Genomic DNA, 18,727 nt, shown 5'->3' on the forward strand with positions numbered 1-18,727 from the left:
AACCTATATTTTTATGCAGTTTTGTAAAATTAGTAGTTTATGGACTATATTTCAGATATCAAAACGTGTAATTAGGGATAAAAACCAATAAAAGCAGCAAGTTGATCTTCAGAGTCACTGAAAATCAATTTGCTGTTTTTTTGTATCATTCATTAATATTTTTAATTATAATTATGATTTATCTATATTTTACTAATAATAAACTGTCTTTTATAGTTAAAGTACATATTTCTTATGTGAAGCTTTACTTGATAAGAATCTATATTGGAGATGAAATGCATGATAAATATAAATAAAGCTCAAAAGCAAAATCTATTCTCACGAATAAATATCCGGACGTCACCTACTGTTTCTGTATCGGCTGGAGGAGTCGCTTTTACTTTTCTTTTTGCTTTACTTGCTTATGGCTTAGCGAAAGTCCCGGGGTTTAATCATATTGGTCCACTAGCCTGTTCAATTATAATAGCAGTCACGTATCGTCAAATTTGGGGGTACCCTGAAAAAATAAGATCTGGAATTGAATTTTCTTCTAAAAAGCTGTTACGCTATGCCATCATTTTATATGGCCTAAAGCTTAATATTGATGTTGTTATTCATCAAGGGTTAGGATTGTTGCTTCGGGATGTGGGAACGGCTGTATTTGCGATTGTTTTAACGGTTTTTCTAGCCAAATGGATGAAGGCTGATAGCGGTTTATCCCTTCTTTTAGGGATAGGAACAGGAATATGCGGTGCTGCAGCTATTGCAGCTGTTTCTCCGATTGTAAAAGCAAAAGAAGAAGACACAGCTATCGGAGCTGGTGTTATTGCTTTAGTGGGAACCCTATTTGCGATTGGATATACCATTTTAAGGCCTTACATCCATTTAACGAATATTCAATATGGAATTTGGTCAGGCGTAGGCCTCCATGAAATTGCCCATGTAGCTCTAGCTGCAGCACCGGCTGGACGGGACGCCCTAGCTATTGGACTGTTGGCTAAGTTAGGCAGAGTGCTCTTACTTGTGCCATTAAGCTTTATTTTAATGTACTGGATGAAGCGAACAGGGAAAATAGAAAAGGATACCAAGATTGAATTCCCTTGGTTTTTAATAGGTTTTATAATCATGAGTATTTTTGGGAGTTATGTCGTTGGTAAGCACCTTATAATACCTAAAACGATCATGAATGATATTTCAACTCTAACTACCTTTCTTTTAACAATGGCTATGGTCGGGCTAGGGTTAAATGTAAGTTTGAAGGCTCTTCGAACAAAAGCATTAAAGCCGGTGATTGCGATGTTTATTACCTCTATACTCTTATCATTTCTTACGTTTTGGACGATGTAAAGACAAGTAAATTAAAATGATTAAGTAACAGCTACTACTTCCTATATAACTGTTAATGCGAAAAAAGTTTCTTATTTCTCAGGTTTTAAATCTCTTCCCAAATTTATGGATTGATTATAGAGCAATCTAAACCTATAACCTAGATACTAATGGCAGTTCCCTCCTTAATAAACGTTTTCACTTAAAAAACAATCTTTATTGCAGTAAGTAGTGATGTAATAAAGGTTGTGTTTGTATATACTAGGGATTGTAGTGCTGAACTTGGTGTTGTTTTAAGAGCATCAAGTGGATAAAAAGACGAAGCATCTCCTACCATGAAATGTAGTAAAGCAGTGAAACATTTAGAAAATACATTGACGCCTCTGAATCAGTCATGGTATAAACACAATAGGAGAGTTTAGCACTTAAAAGCATAAAAGCGATAAAGTTTAAAATAATACTCATATAAATAGAATACATAGGAGGAAATAACTACCATGGGACATAATAGCAAAATTATAGACTGTACCATTCGTGACGGAGGTTTAATTAATAATTGGGATTTTAGCGTTGAATTTGTGCAAGACTTATATAACGGCCTAAGCGCAGCCGGCGTTGAATATATGGAGATCGGTTATAAAAATTCACCTAAGCTTCTTCAAGCAACCGAGCCCAATCCATGGAGATTTCTTGACGATAACTTTCTCAAAGAAATTATCCCTGAGAAAAAGTTTACGAAGCTATCTGCCTTAGTAGATATTGGGCGCGTAGATCCAAATGACATCCTGCCGCGTGAACAAAGTATGTTAGATATGATTCGAGTGGCATGCTATATTCGCGAAGTAGATAAAGGCTTAGAGCTTATAAAAATGTTTCACGATTTAGGCTATGAGACTTCACTTAACATTATGGCACTATCTAGCGTACCGGAAAATCAGCTTATTGAAGCATTTGAAATGGTAAAGAAAAGCCCCGTAGATGTTGTATATATCGTTGACTCCTTTGGAAGCCTAGACCCTGCGGATATTGAGCATCAAGTGAAAAAGTTCCAAGCCATGATTCCTAGCAAACAGCTTGGAATCCATACCCATAACAACATGCAGCTAGCTTTTGCTAATACATTAACTGCGATGCGCAGTGGCGTTACATTCCTTGATTCATCTGTTTATGGTATGGGCCGTGCAGCTGGTAACTGCAACACAGAGCTGCTTGTTAGCTACATACCAAAACCAAGCTATGAGATGAAGCCAATTCTTGGCGTAATTGAAAAGCATATGCTTGAAATGCGTCAAAAGTGGGAATGGGGCTATATCATTCCTTACATGATTTCTGGTGTACTGAATGAACATCCACGTGTTGCTATGGCTTACCGTGATAGCGAGGATCGTGACAAATTTGTAGATTTTTATGACAAAGTAACGTCTCCAGAAGTTACTACGTCTCCAGCATCAAAATAAGTTAAAATGCTAAAAGTACCTCTGTTAATGGGGGTACTTTTTTATTATTATACAAAAACCCCATGATTGGATCGTATATGCATAAACTTTGATGCCCTCGATCCCGACAATTAGCTAAATGTAAGCAGTCGTACTCTTCTTAAACTATTATTTATGTATATACACCGGCGTTCCAATGGGAACTGCAGAGGAAAGTTCTAGAATATCTTCATTGTCCATTCTGACACATCCATGTGACATATCTCTGCCAATAGAAGCTGGATCATTAGTCCCGTGTATTCCATATGTAGGTTTTGACAGTCCCATCCATAGGGGGCCAAATACAGCTGGAGGGGTAGTATCTTTATTAATAATTTTAAATTTTCCAGTTGGAGTTGGAGTAATCATTTTCCCTACAGCAATAGGATATGTCTTTACTAATTTAGCTCCATCATATAGTTTTAATTGATGCTGCTTTATTGAGACATCTATCCTTTTTGCCATGGCAGTACCTCCAACTTCTTATAAGTTACTATACATGAAATTTTCTAGATTAATCCATAATAACTAATACTATTTATACCGTTCTAATAGTAAAAAATTTCTTTAAAAGCCAAGGTCCTGGCGTAAATCCAAGTGTTAATTGCCAAGCTCCTATTGCTTGCAAACCAAATTTACGAACTAACACCATTTTTTCACTCATGCTTCTTACATCTTCAAACCATACTTCATGCATCTGCCCCGCTTGATCTCTATACTGAAAAAATGGGGATTTATACTCGTTAGAATATTGGATGGGTGACTGATATCTCATCGCTGTTTTAATCGCATTTTGATTGGATATAGCAGATGCTACTGTGTCAGGCTTGTAAGGAATTGACCAGTTATATCCATACAAAGGGACTCCAATGATAAGTTTTCTTCGCGGAACACTTTTTATCGCAAATTCTATTGTTCTTTTTACTTCAGTAATAGGTGCAACAGGCCCTGGTTCGCTGCCTGCATGATGCCAATCATATGCCATAATGAACATATAGTTAACAACGGCACCTATTCCCCCGTAATCATACCCTTTTAACCAAGGAATATCTTCGCTTGTCTTCGCTGGAACCGCTATGGTCAACACGTACCCTGCAGGTTTTAAACGTTCACCAAGCTGACGTAAAAATCCTGTAAAAAGATCTCTATCCTCGGCCTTTACACGTTCAAAATCAATATTCACCCCGCCGTAGCCTTTTCTGGATACTAAATAAAAAATATTATTAACAAGATTGTTTCTTGCCTGAGGATTATTTAAAACTTGATGGGCAAGATCAGAACTAAATCCTTCAGAAGTTAGATTAGTAATCGTAACTAACGGTGTAACTCGGTTTTTCCAAGTCGTTTCAATCGCTACTAAATCGTTTAAATCATTCATAATATCTCCATTGCTGCCAAAATGATATTCAAAAATAGAAATGGACGAGGAATAAGTTGCAAAATCAGTAATTAAATTGCGATCTAATTCTGGATTTCGAACAGCATAGTATTGCAGTGTACCTGCAATGTAGTTGGATATGTTAGGGATTTTTATTTTCATTCCCACTTGCAAATAATTATAATGAACTGAAGAATTAACCCTTTTTAATTCTTCTAGAGATACATAAGCTTTTTTAGCAATGCTGCTCATTGTATCACCAGGTTGAACTGTGTATACATAAGAAGCTATAAGTAAGGCCTGACCTGGAACAATATTCGTTTCTTCTAACCCATTTACACTTCTAAGCTGTGCAATGGGATAATCATATCTGCTGCTTATTGAAGACAGGGTATCACGAGGTTGAACTATATGAACAAACATGTTTTCTCCTCCTATGTACTCTTTATCGAATTATGTTTTATTTCGTGACAAGTTTAAAGAAGCCATTCAATAAATGTATATGAGTATTATTTGTTTATATAACTGAGTTAAGTGAGGGGGAACCTCTTTACACACTCCACTTCTATTGCTCCTCTAGTACGGGTAGAAATGTTCTAGAGATTATATCAAAATCTATGTATTATAAATATATGTTTTTAGTGTACTTAAAAAAGAACGATTGTTTGTCAGGTAGGATTACACTAAAAAATAAAACTATTTTAAACAATATAGACACCCCGGCGATTAATATTAATCTTTATGAATAATTGAAACCGAAAAACCTTCTACTCTGTTAAGTAGAAGGTCATTCGTGTGATTGAAATGTTAGTGTATCGTCTGTAAGAAAGGTAACAAATTTATTAATTGTCAATAAGTTTATTCTTTAAATGAAAGTGGGAGAATACAAGTGAATTTGAGTAACATCATTTATTTGAGAGCCAGGTTTCCATACCACAGATAAATTAAAGTCCTTGACCTACTTTAACTTTATTTTCACCTGTACTCCTATAAGCCCATATGATAACCGGAATTAATATCAAAGATAGAATTCCTCCACTTAATGATAAAACGCTATAACTTGATTGAGCTACAACCATTCCTGATAAAGCTCCTCCTGAAGCTCCTGCTAAAGCAATTAAAACGTCTATAGTACCTTGTGTTTTCGCACGTGTTAATGGTTCTGTAGCATCCACTATTTGAGCTGTCCCGCTAATTAACCCTAAGTTCCATCCTAATCCAAGTAACGATAGAGCAACCACTAGAAGAACCATTGAATCACTCGGTGCTATAGCTGCTACCAGACCAGCTAAAAGAAGGGTAATTCCTGAAGCAATTGTCATCGCCGTTCGTCCAATTTTATCAATTAAGAACCCTGTAAATAGTGAAGGAAGATACATGGAACCAATATGAAAGCCAATTACAACCCCTACTTCAGTTAGCCCGTGGCCATGATGTCTCATGTGCACAGGCGTCATGGTCATGATAGCAACCATTACAATTTGAGTAAGGACCATAACTGTGGCCCCAACAGCCACTCCTTTTTTGTTCGTTGATTGCTGAGTATTTGTTAAATTTTTTTGAGCGTTACGTTCTTGTTTATTCTCTTCTATTGCTCTTGCAATCAGTAACGGATCCGGACGCAGCATAATATAAAATACAAGACCAGCTACTATATATGCAGCTGCTGCTAAAATGAAAGGGCCTGCAAGTGCTGGGACACCAATAGAAAGAGCAAAATTCCCCATCACATCAACTAAACTCGGGCCTGCAACGGCTCCAAATGTAGTGAAAACCATGGCCATACTAACAGCGGTCCCCCGTTGTTTTGCTTTGGCTAAATCTGTTCCTGCATAACGCGCTTGTAGATTAGTAGCTGTTCCTGATCCGTAAACGAGGAGCGAAAAAAAAAGAAGAAAAATACTATTAAGAATGGCAGAAAAAATAACACCAATCGCTCCAACTCCCCCTAGGATAAAACCTGTCGTAAGTCCTGCGCGACGCCCTTTTTTTTGAGAAAGCTTTCCTACTAACGAAGCAGCTCCTGCAGATCCTAAAGTAAATAGAGCCGTCGGTACTCCTGCATAGGCATCTGTACCAAGCATTTGTTGTGCAATAAGTGCACCAACAGTGACTCCTGCCGCCAATCCTGCACCGCCAAAGATTTGAGAAACACTTACTACAAATAAGGTGCGTTTATATAAAGCTTTTTGTTTCTCTGGTGAATTAACATATTCTTGTAAACAAGTTGATTGGTTATCTAGAGCTTCTACATGATCCTCGTGTACCATCATAACCTTCCTTTCAGAAAACTCATTCTATTTTTAAAAATATTCTCACTAGATTTGGATTATCATAACACGCATAAAAAAACCATACAATATTATAATTGTATGGCAAACAATATTATAAATAGTCGTTAAGTAAACGTTTAAGGATAATCAATCCTCGCTCAAGCTCTCCAATCGTTTTCGGTGCACAAACAGCGATCCTTACAGCTCTATCTGGACAACTGTTTCCCACTACAAAGCGTTCTGCTGCATACACTTGTACGCCCTGCTGCGCAGCTAATGTTTCAAATTCAGCACCTGTAATCTTTTCTGTTAATAGTAACCAACGAAATATACCAGTTTCCATACCTAAACAGGTGTAATTTTCTAAATATTGATTTGCAATTCGGTTTCTGAGGATAGCTTGTTCACGATGCTTCTCTACTAAGGATTCAAATTGATTTGACACAATAATACGTGCTGTTAGCTCTGCTAATAATGGTGAAACTGATATATTTAAATTATAAAGAGCCTTTGAAATAGGTTCTTTAAATCGACTAGGTGCTGCTACATATGCTAGTCGTAACCCTGGTGCTATTGATTTTGATAAACTCGCAATATAGATGACTTGTTCTGGTGCATATGACGCCACTGCTGGCATTGGTCGCTCATGATGGAGATGATACGTTGCATCTTCAATAATAAATTGGTTATATTTTTTTGCAATCACGGCAAGCCTTTCTCGGTTTTCAACGGACATACAGCAAGCAGTTGGATTATGATAGTCGGGTATCAAGTAAATGCCTTTAATATTGTCATTTTTACATGCATATTCAAAAGCAGTCGGACTCATTTCATAATTCTTTGATTTTATCGGTACTAATTGTACACTAAGCATAGCTGCAACCGTTTTTAAACCTGGATAAGTGTGATGATCAACACCAATGCGATCTCCAGGCTGACAAAGACTCGCTAGTATTGCAGCAATTGCATTTTGTCCTCCATTTGCAAATAAAATATGATCAACTGTTGTTTCGAACCCACCTCTTCTCATCAGCTTTACAGCTGCATCTTTTTGCCAAAGACTTTCACCTGGCCTCCCATAACTAAACCACTTTTCGTAATCAGTCTCTTGTAGCATATCTTTTAGCTGAAGGAGAAGCGGCTCGTACGAATCATTGTCTGGCAGTGTCGCACCCATTTCAATTAAGTGGCTAGGCTTTATATCTTCCAGTAAATACGCATTCGATAACGCATCATACGATACGAATGTACCGCTTCCAACAGTAGCACTTAATAAACCCTTTAGCTCACACACTTTAAATGCTTTTGAAATCGTACTCAAATTTAAATCTAAATAATCGGCTAGCTCTCTCTGTGGAGGAAGTTTTGTTCCTGGTAATAAAACTCCCTTGATAATATCCTGTTCCAATTGGCCTGCAATGGCTTGGTAAATAGGCTTTCTTGTTTTATCAACAGATGGTTTCCAGCTCATCGGATAATTTTCAAACGAATTAATTGGCATAGTACCCATCCTTTTTTCACACAATTATATACTTGTACTGTTTATATCACAATTATCATTATTAATAATTTCCAAGAATCTATGGTTTTTGAGACTTGATTATGATCAATTATTTTAACGATTAAATACAATTTCTCATAATTTCCCACACCTTTTTCTCATGTTTCTAAGCTTCTTGTGATTACTGCGAAGAAAAATTTTTGTCCTACTGCTAGGAGTTAATAGAGGAGGAGCACATGCTGGAGGTACCAACTCAAGCATGTGAAATATCTTAACCGTATCCTAGACCTAGAGTAGGATCATCAGGGGATGATATTTTTAGAAGCTATCTCCTATTCAATAAAGGAGCCTTTTGTAAAGAGGAAGTCAGTTCTTTCTTAAACTTTTTGACCCTGAGAGGGCTTAATAAAAATCTATTTTTCAGTCTAACTACTGATGAATCTATACAAATCTTTACCTACTGTTGTAGATAAACGTTTCCATTTTAACTTGTGTTTCTTTTATTTATTTCTTTTTTTCCATTTTATAACCTCGATGTTAACGCCATGGTCTTCTTGAGATGATATGGTGAATTCGTCCATTAATTTTTTTACCCCTGATAAACCAACGCCTAACCCCCCTGACGTTGTATAACCACTTTCCATCGCTTTTTGAATATTTTTAATGCCTGGTCCTTTATCTATAGCTATTATTTTTAGTCCTATTTCAAGTTGATTCTCTATTATTTCCATTATAATTTTTCCCGTAGTGGCATATTTATATATATTTCTGGATAATTCTGAAATAGTCGTAATAATTCGGGCTTGATCAAGTGTGCTGAAGCCTAAGCAGTTAGAAAACATTCGCCCTTTCTGACGTGCTTCTACTATATCCACTTCAGTGTGTATCTCAACAGTTAAAGGTTCCTTTCCTTCATCCGATTGAAATAACATAAGTATCACCACTTTCTTTATTTTAATAGTAGTAAAATAACAATAGGCCAAAAAGAAAGGTTAGATAACCTTTCTTTTTGGCCTACATCTAGTTCAGTGCCTAGCTTATCAGTGCCGTTATGAAGTTGGGTTTAAGATCAGAAGAATTGTACTTTTATCTTTATGAAAGTCCCATGCGACTAGTATATCTGTTACCTTTGAATCTAAAATTACTTCTAATGATTGACTATGTTCATGAAGTAGTCTTTTTTCGAGATTTCTTTTAGCCAATGTAAGGTTTTCTTCAAATCCTAATTGAACTAATTCTTTCTCTATACTTACCATAATACCTTCCCTGATTATAAGAAGTGTTCGCTGATCTAATAAATAAGAAGAAACATCGTGAGGGAATTTTTCTGCTTTTTGAGTTACTTCCTCAACTTCTTTATGCAGCAATTTCTGATTTTTATAGGAATGATTAGCTATGTTTTCTTTATCAGAATGGATCATAATAAACGTACCAGACTGCAGCTCTAAATTCCAATCATAATAAAACTCTTCAATATCTAAATGTATATTTAATTGTATATATCCTTTTATCTCTTCAATTAAAGTCTCCATTAACAAATCACGTGTTTTTTGAACATAAATAACTTGTCCCTTGTCTAACAAAGCCTTTTCTAAAGGTAATAAAAAGGCTTTAAAATAAACGGTTATAAAAGGAGGAGAAATGACGGTGAATACACCTCCAGGACCTCTTCCAAAGTTTTCACGAAGTAACCTTCCCATATAGCTACTTAATTCTTTTTCCAGTTTCGTTTTATCCATAGATGGTGCACCTAGTTTCTAGTTTCATAAGGTATACTATTCGTGATGTTTTATGAAAAATCCTTCTTCATCATAAGATCATTTTTGGTAATAAGAATTAACTTTTCACAAAGTGTAAACGAGGCATACTAGTATATCTTTAATAGATTGGTTTCTGTTTACCTTTGTATTTTCTGTGTTTCAAGATTCTTCTTTTATTTGAAATTCCAATTTTACTTCCATAGATAATGGTACTTAAAAGGATTATATCCTTGCTAATTTCTTCTTTGTATAATTCATTGTCATACTTTTGATAATCCTGCAACAATCGACGAAGCTCTTTTATAAACAATACAATCTCATGATTATCAGCCATCCCGACCAAATCCTTTCTGTTGGCACATCCTATTTTTAGGTGCTGTTTTAGGGAATTATTCCGTTACAAAAGGACTTACTCTTTTTAGACAACAAAAATAAGCCGAAAAAGAAAAGGTATGTCCTTTGCTTCCTCGGCTTATGTTTGGCACAGTGTGTCCAATTCATTACTGCCTCATTAATTTTTTGGTTTTAGGATAAGCGTAATAATACTATTATCCTTTTCAAAATCCCAATCTACAAAAATATCAAGAATGTCTGCATTTAATATCTCATCATAGTCATCGTTTTGCCGTAAGATTCCTTTTTCCAAAGGACGTTTAGAGATGCGTAAGGTGTCATCAAAACCCAACGAAATTAGCTGCTTTTCAATAGCCACCAGTATTCCCTCCCGTACGATGACCAATGTACGATCGCTTAATTTATATGAAGAAATTTTTTCAGGTCCTTTTTGTGCAATCTCACTCATCTTTATAATTCGATCATGAATTGCTTGTTTTCCTGGGTAAGGGTCGCCCTCAGTCAAATCGGCTTTCAAATCGTCCAGACACACTCCCACAAAAATTCCGGAGTGATGATCTAAATTCCAATCATAATATAAGTGCTGAATGTCAAGGTCTGTAATCCCTTTAATTTGCCCAGTGATTTGAGGTTCAAGAGTCTTTACCAAAAGCTCTCTTGTAGTCATCACTTGAAGTTCTTCATTTTGGTTTAACAGTACTTGTTCCATAGGTGATACGAAGCCACTGACATAAATAACAACATAAGGTTCATATATCGTAACATGAACAGCCTCGGGACCTTTTCCAAAGTTATCTCGTAACAATTTGCCCAAATTATTCGCCAGCTTTGTTTGCTGAGCTTTAATATCCATATTTCTTCATCCTTTATTAAGAAAGAAGCATCATATCCTCTTTCCATCATTTTATTGTACCATCACGAACGAATAATTTAAATATACAGAATAAATAAAAAATAATTGTTACAATATGTTTAACCTAATTATAGACGTTCAAAACCTCTTCTTTCTATTGCTTAGGAAGTATTTTGAATGTCACCGGAAAACACGAACTCATTAGATTCGTATTGCTGTTTTTAATAAAGAAATTTATTATACGATAATGAATGGAATTTTTTTATTCAGTCGGGACAGATAACAAATTTTTTAATTTCTTAGTAGAAATCTATATATTTTTAGAGAGAGGACAATTGTTTGTAAAAGAGAATTAAGCTTTGGAAACGTGCAAAAAAGCCAAAGCTTTCTTAAGAAAGCACTTGGCTGCGGCTGCTTGCTTATTTCTTACTTTACTTATTCATAACCGTAGCTTTTCTTAAATCCTGTATTTTCAAGGAATTCTTTTTTGTTCAGATTTTAGAAAAAAGGGCTTTCGGTAACGAAAAATGTAATATATTAATTTTCTCTGCTAATCACGTGCTTTTTCTTGAGTATAAATCAGCTCTTAAAATCATCTAATCTAGTGAAAAATTCCTGAAGAAAATCATAAAATAACTAGAGCCTTCGGGTACATTATCTGTATTTCAAAAATCAGAAAGCAAAGATAAATCAGGATCTGTATTTTTACTTCCCCTTGTTATTGATGGGATCATTCAAGAAAAGCATTTAAATCTAATAAATAAAGATTCTTCTTGGCTTTTCAACGAATTGAAACAAAGAGGATACAAAGACGTGAAACGTATTTTATATTGTAGTTTTTTAAACGGGCAACTTTTTGTGGATATAAAAAATGAATGATAAAAAAATCTAGGACGAAAATGGGTTTAAACTTCACTAATTCTATAGAAAGCCATAAACTGCTGGAGCTATTGAATACAAGATCTTTAAAAGCTGTAATAGCCATGTGTTGCTATGTATAAACTAAGAGCAAGCTAATTTTTATTAGCTTGCTCTTATCTATAAGATGAAGTATAAAAAGGGCTTTTTTTTATTTATTAAGCTCAGCAGGAGCTGAAATATTCTCAAGAACTTTTCCTGTTTCTTTATTTGAAGTATTACTTACCGCTAAATCTCCCAGAGAAATCATTCCAATGAGTTTTCCATCTTCTACAATAGGAAGTCTGCGTATTTGATGCTGAGACATGAGATCTGAAGCCTGCTCTACAGACATGTATTTTGTACCGGTAATGACATCAGTGGTAATCATTTCAGATATTTGTGTATTCGTATTAAAATTATTAGCTAATCCCTTGACGACTAAATCACGATCAGTTATTAGGCCTATTAGCTTATCATTTTCACAAATTGGAATAACTCCTACATCTACATTCTTCATCATATTAGCTACCTCACCACATGAACTTTTAAGGTTACCTGTCTCAATATTAGAAGTCATCACTTCTGTTATATTCATAGCAACTCCTCCTTTATTTAATCATTGTCTTACTTCACTTGATTCCCGCACCTCATCTTCTAAAACGTCCATTTGAGTTTTAGGATACAAAGCTTTAGGTTTTAATGAGAAGAAAATGGTGAATGGATTTGAAAAATTCATCGCATTTTATTGGACAGTAAAAAGATGTAAGAATGATAGGAAACGAGGTTTTAATAAAAGAGCACAACCCGTTGGTTCGTAATAAATTTATACTTCTCCTCTTCTCATCTTTATACTTTTACAAAAGAGTTATTCAAAGTTATTTTTCATTAAATTGAAATATTAAAACTATTATATAAATTGTATAATTTAGTAGTATAAAAACTACTAGGAAGGAATTACACACTATGTTATGGTTTATATCTGCTTTAGGGACAGCTGTATGCTTCGGAGTAAATAATACTTTATTTAAATGGGGCGCTCTTCAACATTTATCTAAAGTGTGTATTCAACTTTTCTTTTATTGGATTTCTTTTTTTATCCTATTATTATTTACTCTTATTAAAGGAAGTTTTGAATTTCACATTTTACCTATTTTAACGGGGGCACTAATCGGTATATTAAATGCCAATGGCAATATCCAAATGTCGAAAGCCTTTGAGAAAGGACCTGCGAGTATTACATCTACCATTATTGCGATGAATACAGTCATTGTTGTTATAGCTACATCTTTATTATTTCCTCAATCCATTCCTTTAACAAATTGGATTGGTATCATCATTATTATATTGGCAGCTTGTATTATTCAGTATCAACCAAACAAAACGGCACACATAGAGTATAAATTATGGATTTTGAGCTGCTGTTTAGCTCTTCTATCTATCGGCACAGTTGGTGTTATTATGAAATTCAGCACGTATCAGCACTTTAGCATGGGTGAAATGCTTGTTTCAATGTATGGTGGAGGAGCTGTCTATTTAAGTTCATTAGCTCGGAAAGAATTTAAAAAATTAACTGCACATAAAATTGAAATAAAGATAGGTATACTAGTTGGTATATTAAGTACGATTGGTTACAGCTGTTATTTATTCGCCCTAAAGGAAGGTCCATCAAGTGTGGTTTATCCAATCATTAGTTTAAATTGTATTGTTGTTTTAATTGGGAGCTTAATTATCTTTAAAGAAAGACTTAGAAAATATCAATTGATAGGAATTATTCTTACTTTATGCGGAATCGTATTGACTAAGATATAAGTTTTTGGACCAATACCAACAGAAGAACAAACATATAGTGAAATAGGTCTCCCTCTGTATGGCAACTGAAGATGTATATAGTATACATACATAAAAAATAGAAAAACTCCCCCAATGCGTTAAGGGAGTTTTTCTATTTTTAGGAGTTAGCTAAATAATGATTCATCCATCTTGAGCTTTGGGCACCAATCTTGCCTTAATGCATCGATTGAATCGGTCGTTTTAGCTATGCTCTCTCTTCTAATCTGTTTTTATTTATTTCAACAGGTAACGTTAATGCCACTAGTTTGCAGAACTTCTTCTAGCACACTTTGCTCTTTATTGCTTAAAGGAACCATTGGCAAACGAACACCGCCAACTTGTATTCCACTTAGATTTAATGCAGCTTTTACTGGTGAAGGACTTGGCGCAATAAATAATGCTCTCATAATTGGAAGCAGATTGCGATGTGTAGCAGCAGCTTTTTTGACATCGCCATTTTTGAAGGCATTAATCATTTCTTGCATATCATTGCCAATGATGTGGGAAGCAACTGAAATAACTCCTGCCCCGCCAATTGCTAATACTGGTATTGTTAACCCATCATCGCCGCTGTATAGTGTAAAGTCGCTAGGTGTTTTGCTAATAATCTCTGCCATGGCATCCAAGGTGCCACTTGCTTCCTTAATTGATACAACATTAGGAATCTCTGATAGACGAACAATTGTTTCAACAGAAATGTTAACTACGCTTCGCCCTGGGATATTGTAAAGCATAACTGGTAAAGAGGTTGACTGGGCAATCGTTTTAAAGTGCTGGTACAAGCCTTCTTGAGACGGCTTATTATAGTATGGAGCAACGAGCATAATACCATCGACTCCTGTTTCCTCTGCAAGTTTTGTTAAGCTAATCGAAGCTTGCGTGTTGTTTGAGCCAGTTCCAGCGATGACGTGGACTCTTCCCGCAGCAGCTTCTACCACACATTGGAATAATTTAATTTTTTCTTCTGTGGTTAATGTTGGAGACTCTCCAGTTGTACCAGCTACAACTAAGCTATCTGTGCCATTTGTAATTAAATGCTCAACTAACGTTTTCGTCGCGTTAAAATCAATTTCGCCATTCTGATCAAACGGGGTAACCATTGCTGTTAATACTTGGCCAAAATTCATAACTACACACCCTTTATAAATTTTTAAAAATTAGAGGGGTTAGGGCCATTCATAAAAAACGCAAAAAAGCAGCAACGAGGGATTCGTTGCTGCAGTAGAAACAATATTTATCAAAAATAGTTTCCGTGCGTAAGATAGCCCTCCATACAGTTTCCCATATGACAGTTCTGTATTTATTCAACAGCAGAACCAGCTTCAAGAACATGAGATTCTTTCAGCTTCGGCAAATACCCCTTTCCACAATTGTCATTGGATCTCATTCTCCTCAAATTGTATACTTATGATCTTTGCGCCTCTATCCTCACTTCAAAAAATATTGAAATAAGAAAATATTTAATTGAATTTAATATAACAGTAAATTTCCTTTCACGCAAGATTCATTTAAGTGTAATTTTATGGAAAACATGTAATTAAGTCCTTACACTTATTTTTGAGAGAATGCCTCCGGATTATTGACTCAAAGCCACAATCTCAGTATCACTCATATTACTATTTCACCTTTCATCTTGCTATTCACCACATGTTTTAACTTACATATTATGCACATCATAAAAAGCCACCCGCTTAGAGTGACTTAGCATTAGGTTTATTCTTTACTTCATCAGGTACGTAATCTAAAAGTACGGATATTATTGTATTAAAATGCCATGGAGTAAGATTGTTGCCAGCACTTTCTTTTAACTCAGTTCTTAGCTTTTCACCCCATATAGGATATTTATTGTTGCTTTTTGCTTCCTCTAACATATAATCGACTACATTTAGTACTTTATAATATTCATTTTCTTTTGCGCTAATATAATAATCCTTTTGTTTATAGTTCATATCTCCAATCCCCTTTTGGTTATTTATGAACAATAAATTTTTTCATAAGGTAGCATCAAATTTAGACTATATCTCTTATTTCCTTATAACATCTACATTGGTTTAAATAGTTTATAATATCTTGGTTATTTACGTCTTTGATATTATCTCCAAAAAGTTCAACGGCACTTTCTAAACGTTCCCTGTTATTATCAATCGTTAGTATATATTGAAGTGCATCAGCTACTGGTGCATTATGGTATGTACGACGCACGAAATACTCTTCGATTGCCTTATTTAAGCATTCTGATTCAGCCTTTCTAAATTTAGCTTCTGACCTTTGAAGGTTCTTTACCTCCATCTCTATCATAAACCCCTCATCCTCTCCAATTTAATTTACTATTTTATTCCCCTACTAGAAGTAAAATAAAACTTAGTTTGTATACAAATTAATATATTTTCTCAAAATAAAAAACACCTGTGAAGACAGATGTTTTTTGTAAACTTAACATATTAAAGGAGAAACGATTTGTCAGCAAAAGGAGGAATCAGATTAGGTACAGTATGTGCTTATTTTTCGTATTTATACGTATTCGAATTAAAGAATAAAATGAGGTTAAGCAAACCCATTGATGTTCGATTTTTTCAAGGTTAAAGGATAGATTAATTTTTGAGGGAATGAGTTGTAGCATGTAGTCAAATTATTGTTGGGGAAATATAGCTTTATCTTTTAATTGATGCATTGCAGGGACATACTAAAAAATGAGGTGATAATATGGAAATAAATCGAGCTAAGCAAATTCTTTCTTCACCCAAGGAAATTGATGTGCATTACCACGGAGTTCCTATTTGGATTAAAAGTGTAGATGAAACATCAAGTATGGCTATCGTTCATGCGAGAGGAACACATGATGAAAACCGTATGGTTCCAGTCCTTGATTTAGAAGAAAAATAAAAAATAAAAAATAATAAAGGAATAATATAGAATTTTTACATTCTTTTGTTCCATCTCCAAATAGAACCGAATAACTGATACCATATTTCTCTAAGCTTTATTTATAAGAAAAAAGAGGTGCAGCATGAAAGAGAAAAAAGAACCACAATTCAGAAGTGGCGAGCTAGAAAATACGGAACTAAAAGGCTATTATGGAATGGATCCTGAAACTAGCCTTCAATCTGTTAATTTTGCTACGACGGAGAACCCATACTTAAATGAACATTACCAGGAAGATTCTAAAGAAAATGAATAAAGAGAGAAGAAAATAACCGATCTTTATTTCTTTTCTTTAGTTATACATTCTTAATAAGTTGTCAATAAAAGGGGTTGCAGATACCATATTTCAATCTCGGCTTATTCTTACTTCTGCAAAGATATTACCTAACACATAACGAATATAAAGAGCCAATTGTTTTACGCAAGTGGCTCTTTGCTACGTTAATTGAATACGCTTGAATCCTTAATAAATAATGGCAAGTAACAATTTATTAGGGATTTAGATTAGTCTTTAACTAATTTAACAAGCATATGAGCAAGATGATGTTGTTCTTCCTCATTTCCAACTTTCCATAACTCATGTAACAAGTATTGCTCTTCATTTTTGGGCTCCTCATGTGTTGCGAGATAATCAGCTATTTTTTTAGCTGCTAGAGCTAATTGATTATCATTTAACCCTAGTTTCTCACCTTTTGTGACTTTATCTCCTAAGTAACTTTTAAATTCGTTAAAACTAGAAAGGATGTTGTCTTTCTTCCCTTGACTCATTTCATTTAGTTTATCCTCTACTTTATTTTCAACAGTTTCAGTATTATCATTCATTTTTCATTCTCCTTCCAATTAAGTATTAATGTTCTTATATGGTAAATCCCCGATTTACAGGTATATAAGCATTTCGTAGCCTACTCATATATTAAGTAGAAGAGTTAATGGGCTTCAACATAGTGAATACCTCTTTTTTGATGAGTTTAAATAGAAGATATTGGATATTTAAAAAAAGAAAAACTCCCCTAGTGCGTTAAGGGAGTTTTTCTTTTTTTTTTTCATATTAAGGGTGTAATTGCTTGTTACTTACATATCATTTAATATTTTTGTAGATATTTATTATAACCTATCAAATGATTTCAAGAAAGCAAAAAATGAAAGCGATTACTTCGAATTTAAAATAATAAATGAAACATAACTGTTTTTTTATGAGATGTATTTTGGTTCTGAAAAAATACAGAGCTTAAGCTTAAATGGTCTAAAGTTTCTCTTATATATTAATATATAAGAAACTTTTATTCTTTCTCGTTTCGTGGCATAGCATTAGAAACCATAGAAATGTCTCCAGTATAATATTTATGCGGATAAGGATCAGAAGACTTAGCGGGCTTTGTTACAAACTCTTTCTCAAGATCACCTAATTTGATTTCATCTGTATTATTCTCTGATACCTGTTCTAAATTATTTGGTTGATTATCGCCCATATAAAATTCCTCCTTTTAATTAAACAATGCTCATTGCTCATTAAGGATACATTTTTTAACACCCTGGATATAAATGCTGTTTTTATCCTATACTTTCCTGTGCTTTTTCTTCATTTAGTATATATTTGAAATAAATATTTATTACTTTTTTGAGATTGTGAACGATTTATTTATACCTTTAAAATCCATTATGTTAATTAAGAAAGTAGGTTATATTCACTTCAAAAAGCAGAGACCGATTGGCCCTGCTTGTTATTTGACTATCACTTCCCCCACCATTCCACTATTAAAATGATACCTACATATCAGTTTATATGTACCAGGATTTTGTGGTTTTACGGTGATGGTTTTTTCTTTTCCCGGCTGGACTTCAGCGTCAATTCCGAGCTTTTCTACTGTGAAGGTATGCTCTTTCTGACCTTCATTTTTTAATATCAATGTTGTCGTTTTTCCACTCGGGATAGTGATGGTTTCTGGATTAAAGTAATCATCATTCAACTGAACCTCCATGGCTTGTTGTCTTACCATGTCTGATTCGGCCAAAACGCTGAGTGAACCTGGAGTTGTCACAACCATAACCATCGCAAACAAAACGACTAATCCCATTAACCAGTTTTTCACAGACATTTACATTCACTCCTTTCATAAGCCATATTCTTTTCCAATTCATAAAATAATATCACTATTTTTTTGAATTAATCATTGTT

At 34.4% G+C, this 18,727-nt stretch carries 20 protein-coding genes, 1 pseudogene and 1 riboswitch; of the genes and pseudogenes, 6 read left to right on the forward strand and 15 right to left on the reverse strand.

The window, feature by feature from the left end; translation table 11 throughout:
* The first annotated feature begins 279 nt into the window (after positions 1 to 279).
* Positions 280 to 1,326: a YeiH family protein gene (locus tag AC1D0Y_RS23740; protein ID WP_477707960.1), complete on the forward strand. Its 1,047-nt coding sequence runs from the start codon at positions 280 to 282 to the stop codon at positions 1,324 to 1,326.
* A 476-nt stretch (positions 1,327 to 1,802) separates the two neighbouring features.
* Entirely contained in the window at positions 1,803 to 2,762 is a 960-nt protein-coding gene (locus tag AC1D0Y_RS23745; protein ID WP_028410058.1) for an aldolase catalytic domain-containing protein, read from the forward strand.
* A gap of 147 nt (positions 2,763 to 2,909) precedes the next feature.
* Here the strand turns inward: AC1D0Y_RS23745 and AC1D0Y_RS23750 are convergent, their stop codons facing one another.
* The 8 genes from AC1D0Y_RS23750 to AC1D0Y_RS23785 all read right to left on the reverse strand — a co-directional run bounded on the left by AC1D0Y_RS23750 (position 2,910) and on the right by AC1D0Y_RS23785 (position 10,899).
* Complete coding sequence (locus AC1D0Y_RS23750) at positions 2,910 to 3,245, reverse strand: L,D-transpeptidase (RefSeq protein ID WP_013056432.1); 336 nt, start codon at positions 3,243 to 3,245, stop codon at positions 2,910 to 2,912.
* A 73-nt stretch (positions 3,246 to 3,318) separates the two neighbouring features.
* Positions 3,319 to 4,581 (reverse strand): glycoside hydrolase family 18 protein, encoded by a 1,263-nt coding sequence (locus AC1D0Y_RS23755; RefSeq protein WP_477707961.1) that lies wholly within the window; start codon positions 4,579 to 4,581, stop codon positions 3,319 to 3,321.
* A gap of 521 nt (positions 4,582 to 5,102) precedes the next feature.
* Complete coding sequence (locus AC1D0Y_RS23760; RefSeq protein ID WP_477707970.1) at positions 5,103 to 6,428, reverse strand: MFS transporter; 1,326 nt, start codon at positions 6,426 to 6,428, stop codon at positions 5,103 to 5,105.
* 115 nt (positions 6,429 to 6,543) lie between these two features.
* The gene (locus tag AC1D0Y_RS23765; RefSeq protein ID WP_060745043.1) at positions 6,544 to 7,932 is read right to left on the reverse strand and encodes an aminotransferase-like domain-containing protein; all 1,389 of its coding nucleotides are present in this window, start codon (positions 7,930 to 7,932) and stop codon (positions 6,544 to 6,546) included.
* Between the two features lie 500 nt (positions 7,933 to 8,432).
* On the reverse strand, positions 8,433 to 8,864 hold the full coding sequence (locus AC1D0Y_RS23770; RefSeq protein WP_230932362.1) for an ATP-binding protein: 432 nt from the start codon (positions 8,862 to 8,864) through the stop codon (positions 8,433 to 8,435).
* 117 nt (positions 8,865 to 8,981) lie between these two features.
* Complete coding sequence (locus tag AC1D0Y_RS23775) at positions 8,982 to 9,671, reverse strand: Na-translocating system protein MpsC family protein (protein ID WP_028410055.1); 690 nt, start codon at positions 9,669 to 9,671, stop codon at positions 8,982 to 8,984.
* Positions 9,672 to 9,810: 139 nt separating this feature from the next.
* Positions 9,811 to 10,026, reverse strand: a complete 216-nt coding sequence (locus AC1D0Y_RS23780; RefSeq protein WP_060745041.1) for a hypothetical protein — start codon at positions 10,024 to 10,026, stop codon at positions 9,811 to 9,813.
* Between the two features lie 177 nt (positions 10,027 to 10,203).
* Positions 10,204 to 10,899, reverse strand: a complete 696-nt coding sequence (locus tag AC1D0Y_RS23785) for a Na-translocating system protein MpsC family protein (protein ID WP_014460656.1) — start codon at positions 10,897 to 10,899, stop codon at positions 10,204 to 10,206.
* Between the two features lie 648 nt (positions 10,900 to 11,547).
* Here AC1D0Y_RS23785 and AC1D0Y_RS23790 point away from each other — a divergent pair.
* Positions 11,548 to 11,778, forward strand: a pseudogene (locus tag AC1D0Y_RS23790) (YetF domain-containing protein); the annotation flags it as partial.
* Between the two features lie 190 nt (positions 11,779 to 11,968).
* On the opposite strand, the gene AC1D0Y_RS23795 reads toward AC1D0Y_RS23790, so the two are convergent.
* Positions 11,969 to 12,394 (reverse strand): CBS domain-containing protein, encoded by a 426-nt coding sequence (locus tag AC1D0Y_RS23795; RefSeq protein WP_060745040.1) that lies wholly within the window; start codon positions 12,392 to 12,394, stop codon positions 11,969 to 11,971.
* Between the two features lie 368 nt (positions 12,395 to 12,762).
* Between AC1D0Y_RS23795 and AC1D0Y_RS23800 the strand changes: the two genes are divergently transcribed.
* The gene (locus AC1D0Y_RS23800) at positions 12,763 to 13,608 is read left to right on the forward strand and encodes a DMT family transporter (RefSeq protein WP_060745039.1); all 846 of its coding nucleotides are present in this window, start codon (positions 12,763 to 12,765) and stop codon (positions 13,606 to 13,608) included.
* A 260-nt stretch (positions 13,609 to 13,868) separates the two neighbouring features.
* On the opposite strand, the gene dapA is transcribed toward AC1D0Y_RS23800, so the two are convergent.
* The 3 genes from dapA to AC1D0Y_RS23815 form a co-directional block, all read right to left on the reverse strand.
* Entirely contained in the window at positions 13,869 to 14,756 is an 888-nt protein-coding gene (gene dapA, locus AC1D0Y_RS23805) for a 4-hydroxy-tetrahydrodipicolinate synthase (protein WP_477707962.1), read from the reverse strand.
* A gap of 127 nt (positions 14,757 to 14,883) precedes the next feature.
* A riboswitch (Lysine riboswitch) is annotated at positions 14,884 to 15,062 on the reverse strand.
* Positions 15,063 to 15,320: 258 nt separating this feature from the next.
* Positions 15,321 to 15,578, reverse strand: a complete 258-nt coding sequence (locus AC1D0Y_RS23810) for a hypothetical protein (protein WP_028410040.1) — start codon at positions 15,576 to 15,578, stop codon at positions 15,321 to 15,323.
* A gap of 61 nt (positions 15,579 to 15,639) precedes the next feature.
* A complete protein-coding gene (locus tag AC1D0Y_RS23815) occupies positions 15,640 to 15,927 on the reverse strand; it encodes a hypothetical protein (RefSeq protein WP_060745037.1) in 288 nt (95 codons plus the stop codon).
* 405 nt (positions 15,928 to 16,332) lie between these two features.
* Between AC1D0Y_RS23815 and AC1D0Y_RS23820 the strand changes: the two genes are divergently transcribed.
* Together AC1D0Y_RS23820 and AC1D0Y_RS23825 are read left to right on the forward strand one after the other, a co-directional pair.
* On the forward strand, positions 16,333 to 16,512 hold the full coding sequence (locus tag AC1D0Y_RS23820) for an H-type small acid-soluble spore protein (protein WP_060745036.1): 180 nt from the start codon (positions 16,333 to 16,335) through the stop codon (positions 16,510 to 16,512).
* Positions 16,513 to 16,636: 124 nt separating this feature from the next.
* On the forward strand, positions 16,637 to 16,807 hold the full coding sequence (locus AC1D0Y_RS23825; RefSeq protein WP_201026574.1) for a hypothetical protein: 171 nt from the start codon (positions 16,637 to 16,639) through the stop codon (positions 16,805 to 16,807).
* Positions 16,808 to 17,055: 248 nt separating this feature from the next.
* Here the strand turns inward: AC1D0Y_RS23825 and AC1D0Y_RS23830 are convergent, their stop codons facing one another.
* The 3 genes from AC1D0Y_RS23830 to AC1D0Y_RS23840 all read right to left on the reverse strand — a co-directional run bounded on the left by AC1D0Y_RS23830 (position 17,056) and on the right by AC1D0Y_RS23840 (position 18,647).
* Positions 17,056 to 17,373 carry a DUF3243 domain-containing protein gene (locus AC1D0Y_RS23830; RefSeq protein WP_060745035.1) on the reverse strand — a complete coding sequence of 106 codons (318 nt, stop codon included), beginning with the start codon at positions 17,371 to 17,373 and terminating at the stop codon, positions 17,056 to 17,058.
* A 458-nt stretch (positions 17,374 to 17,831) separates the two neighbouring features.
* Positions 17,832 to 18,020 (reverse strand): hypothetical protein, encoded by a 189-nt coding sequence (locus tag AC1D0Y_RS23835; RefSeq protein ID WP_060745034.1) that lies wholly within the window; start codon positions 18,018 to 18,020, stop codon positions 17,832 to 17,834.
* Positions 18,021 to 18,272: 252 nt separating this feature from the next.
* Positions 18,273 to 18,647, reverse strand: coding sequence for a cupredoxin domain-containing protein (locus tag AC1D0Y_RS23840; protein ID WP_060745033.1), 375 nt, complete (start codon positions 18,645 to 18,647; stop codon positions 18,273 to 18,275).
* Between the last annotated feature and the right edge of the window lie 80 nt (positions 18,648 to 18,727).

Source organism: Priestia sp. P1_B12_1, from assembly GCF_056406695.1.

What these genes read in the sequence shown, in the direction of transcription:
- AC1D0Y_RS23840 (WP_060745033.1), bottom strand. Translation starts at nt 18,647, where the DNA reads ATGTCTGTGAAAAACTGGTTAATGGGATTAGTCGTTTTGTTTGCGATG.
- AC1D0Y_RS23770 (WP_230932362.1), bottom strand. Translation starts at nt 8,864, where the DNA reads ATGTTATTTCAATCGGATGAAGGAAAGGAACCTTTAACTGTTGAGATA.
- AC1D0Y_RS23745 (WP_028410058.1), top strand. Translation starts at nt 1,803, where the DNA reads ATGGGACATAATAGCAAAATTATAGACTGTACCATTCGTGACGGAGGT.
- AC1D0Y_RS23810 (WP_028410040.1), bottom strand. Translation starts at nt 15,578, where the DNA reads ATGAACTATAAACAAAAGGATTATTATATTAGCGCAAAAGAAAATGAA.
- AC1D0Y_RS23835 (WP_060745034.1), bottom strand. Translation starts at nt 18,020, where the DNA reads ATGGGCGATAATCAACCAAATAATTTAGAACAGGTATCAGAGAATAAT.
- AC1D0Y_RS23795 (WP_060745040.1), bottom strand. Translation starts at nt 12,394, where the DNA reads ATGAATATAACAGAAGTGATGACTTCTAATATTGAGACAGGTAACCTT.
- AC1D0Y_RS23830 (WP_060745035.1), bottom strand. Translation starts at nt 17,373, where the DNA reads ATGAATGATAATACTGAAACTGTTGAAAATAAAGTAGAGGATAAACTA.
- AC1D0Y_RS23820 (WP_060745036.1), top strand. Translation starts at nt 16,333, where the DNA reads ATGGAAATAAATCGAGCTAAGCAAATTCTTTCTTCACCCAAGGAAATT.
- AC1D0Y_RS23825 (WP_201026574.1), top strand. Translation starts at nt 16,637, where the DNA reads ATGAAAGAGAAAAAAGAACCACAATTCAGAAGTGGCGAGCTAGAAAAT.
- AC1D0Y_RS23785 (WP_014460656.1), bottom strand. Translation starts at nt 10,899, where the DNA reads ATGGATATTAAAGCTCAGCAAACAAAGCTGGCGAATAATTTGGGCAAA.
- AC1D0Y_RS23780 (WP_060745041.1), bottom strand. Translation starts at nt 10,026, where the DNA reads ATGGCTGATAATCATGAGATTGTATTGTTTATAAAAGAGCTTCGTCGA.
- dapA (WP_477707962.1), bottom strand. Translation starts at nt 14,756, where the DNA reads ATGAATTTTGGCCAAGTATTAACAGCAATGGTTACCCCGTTTGATCAG.
- AC1D0Y_RS23760 (WP_477707970.1), bottom strand. Translation starts at nt 6,428, where the DNA reads ATGGTACACGAGGATCATGTAGAAGCTCTAGATAACCAATCAACTTGT.
- AC1D0Y_RS23775 (WP_028410055.1), bottom strand. Translation starts at nt 9,671, where the DNA reads ATGGATAAAACGAAACTGGAAAAAGAATTAAGTAGCTATATGGGAAGG.
- AC1D0Y_RS23755 (WP_477707961.1), bottom strand. Translation starts at nt 4,581, where the DNA reads ATGTTTGTTCATATAGTTCAACCTCGTGATACCCTGTCTTCAATAAGC.
- AC1D0Y_RS23740 (WP_477707960.1), top strand. Translation starts at nt 280, where the DNA reads ATGATAAATATAAATAAAGCTCAAAAGCAAAATCTATTCTCACGAATA.
- AC1D0Y_RS23765 (WP_060745043.1), bottom strand. Translation starts at nt 7,932, where the DNA reads ATGCCAATTAATTCGTTTGAAAATTATCCGATGAGCTGGAAACCATCT.
- AC1D0Y_RS23800 (WP_060745039.1), top strand. Translation starts at nt 12,763, where the DNA reads ATGTTATGGTTTATATCTGCTTTAGGGACAGCTGTATGCTTCGGAGTA.
- AC1D0Y_RS23750 (WP_013056432.1), bottom strand. Translation starts at nt 3,245, where the DNA reads ATGGCAAAAAGGATAGATGTCTCAATAAAGCAGCATCAATTAAAACTA.
- AC1D0Y_RS23815 (WP_060745037.1), bottom strand. Translation starts at nt 15,927, where the DNA reads ATGATAGAGATGGAGGTAAAGAACCTTCAAAGGTCAGAAGCTAAATTT.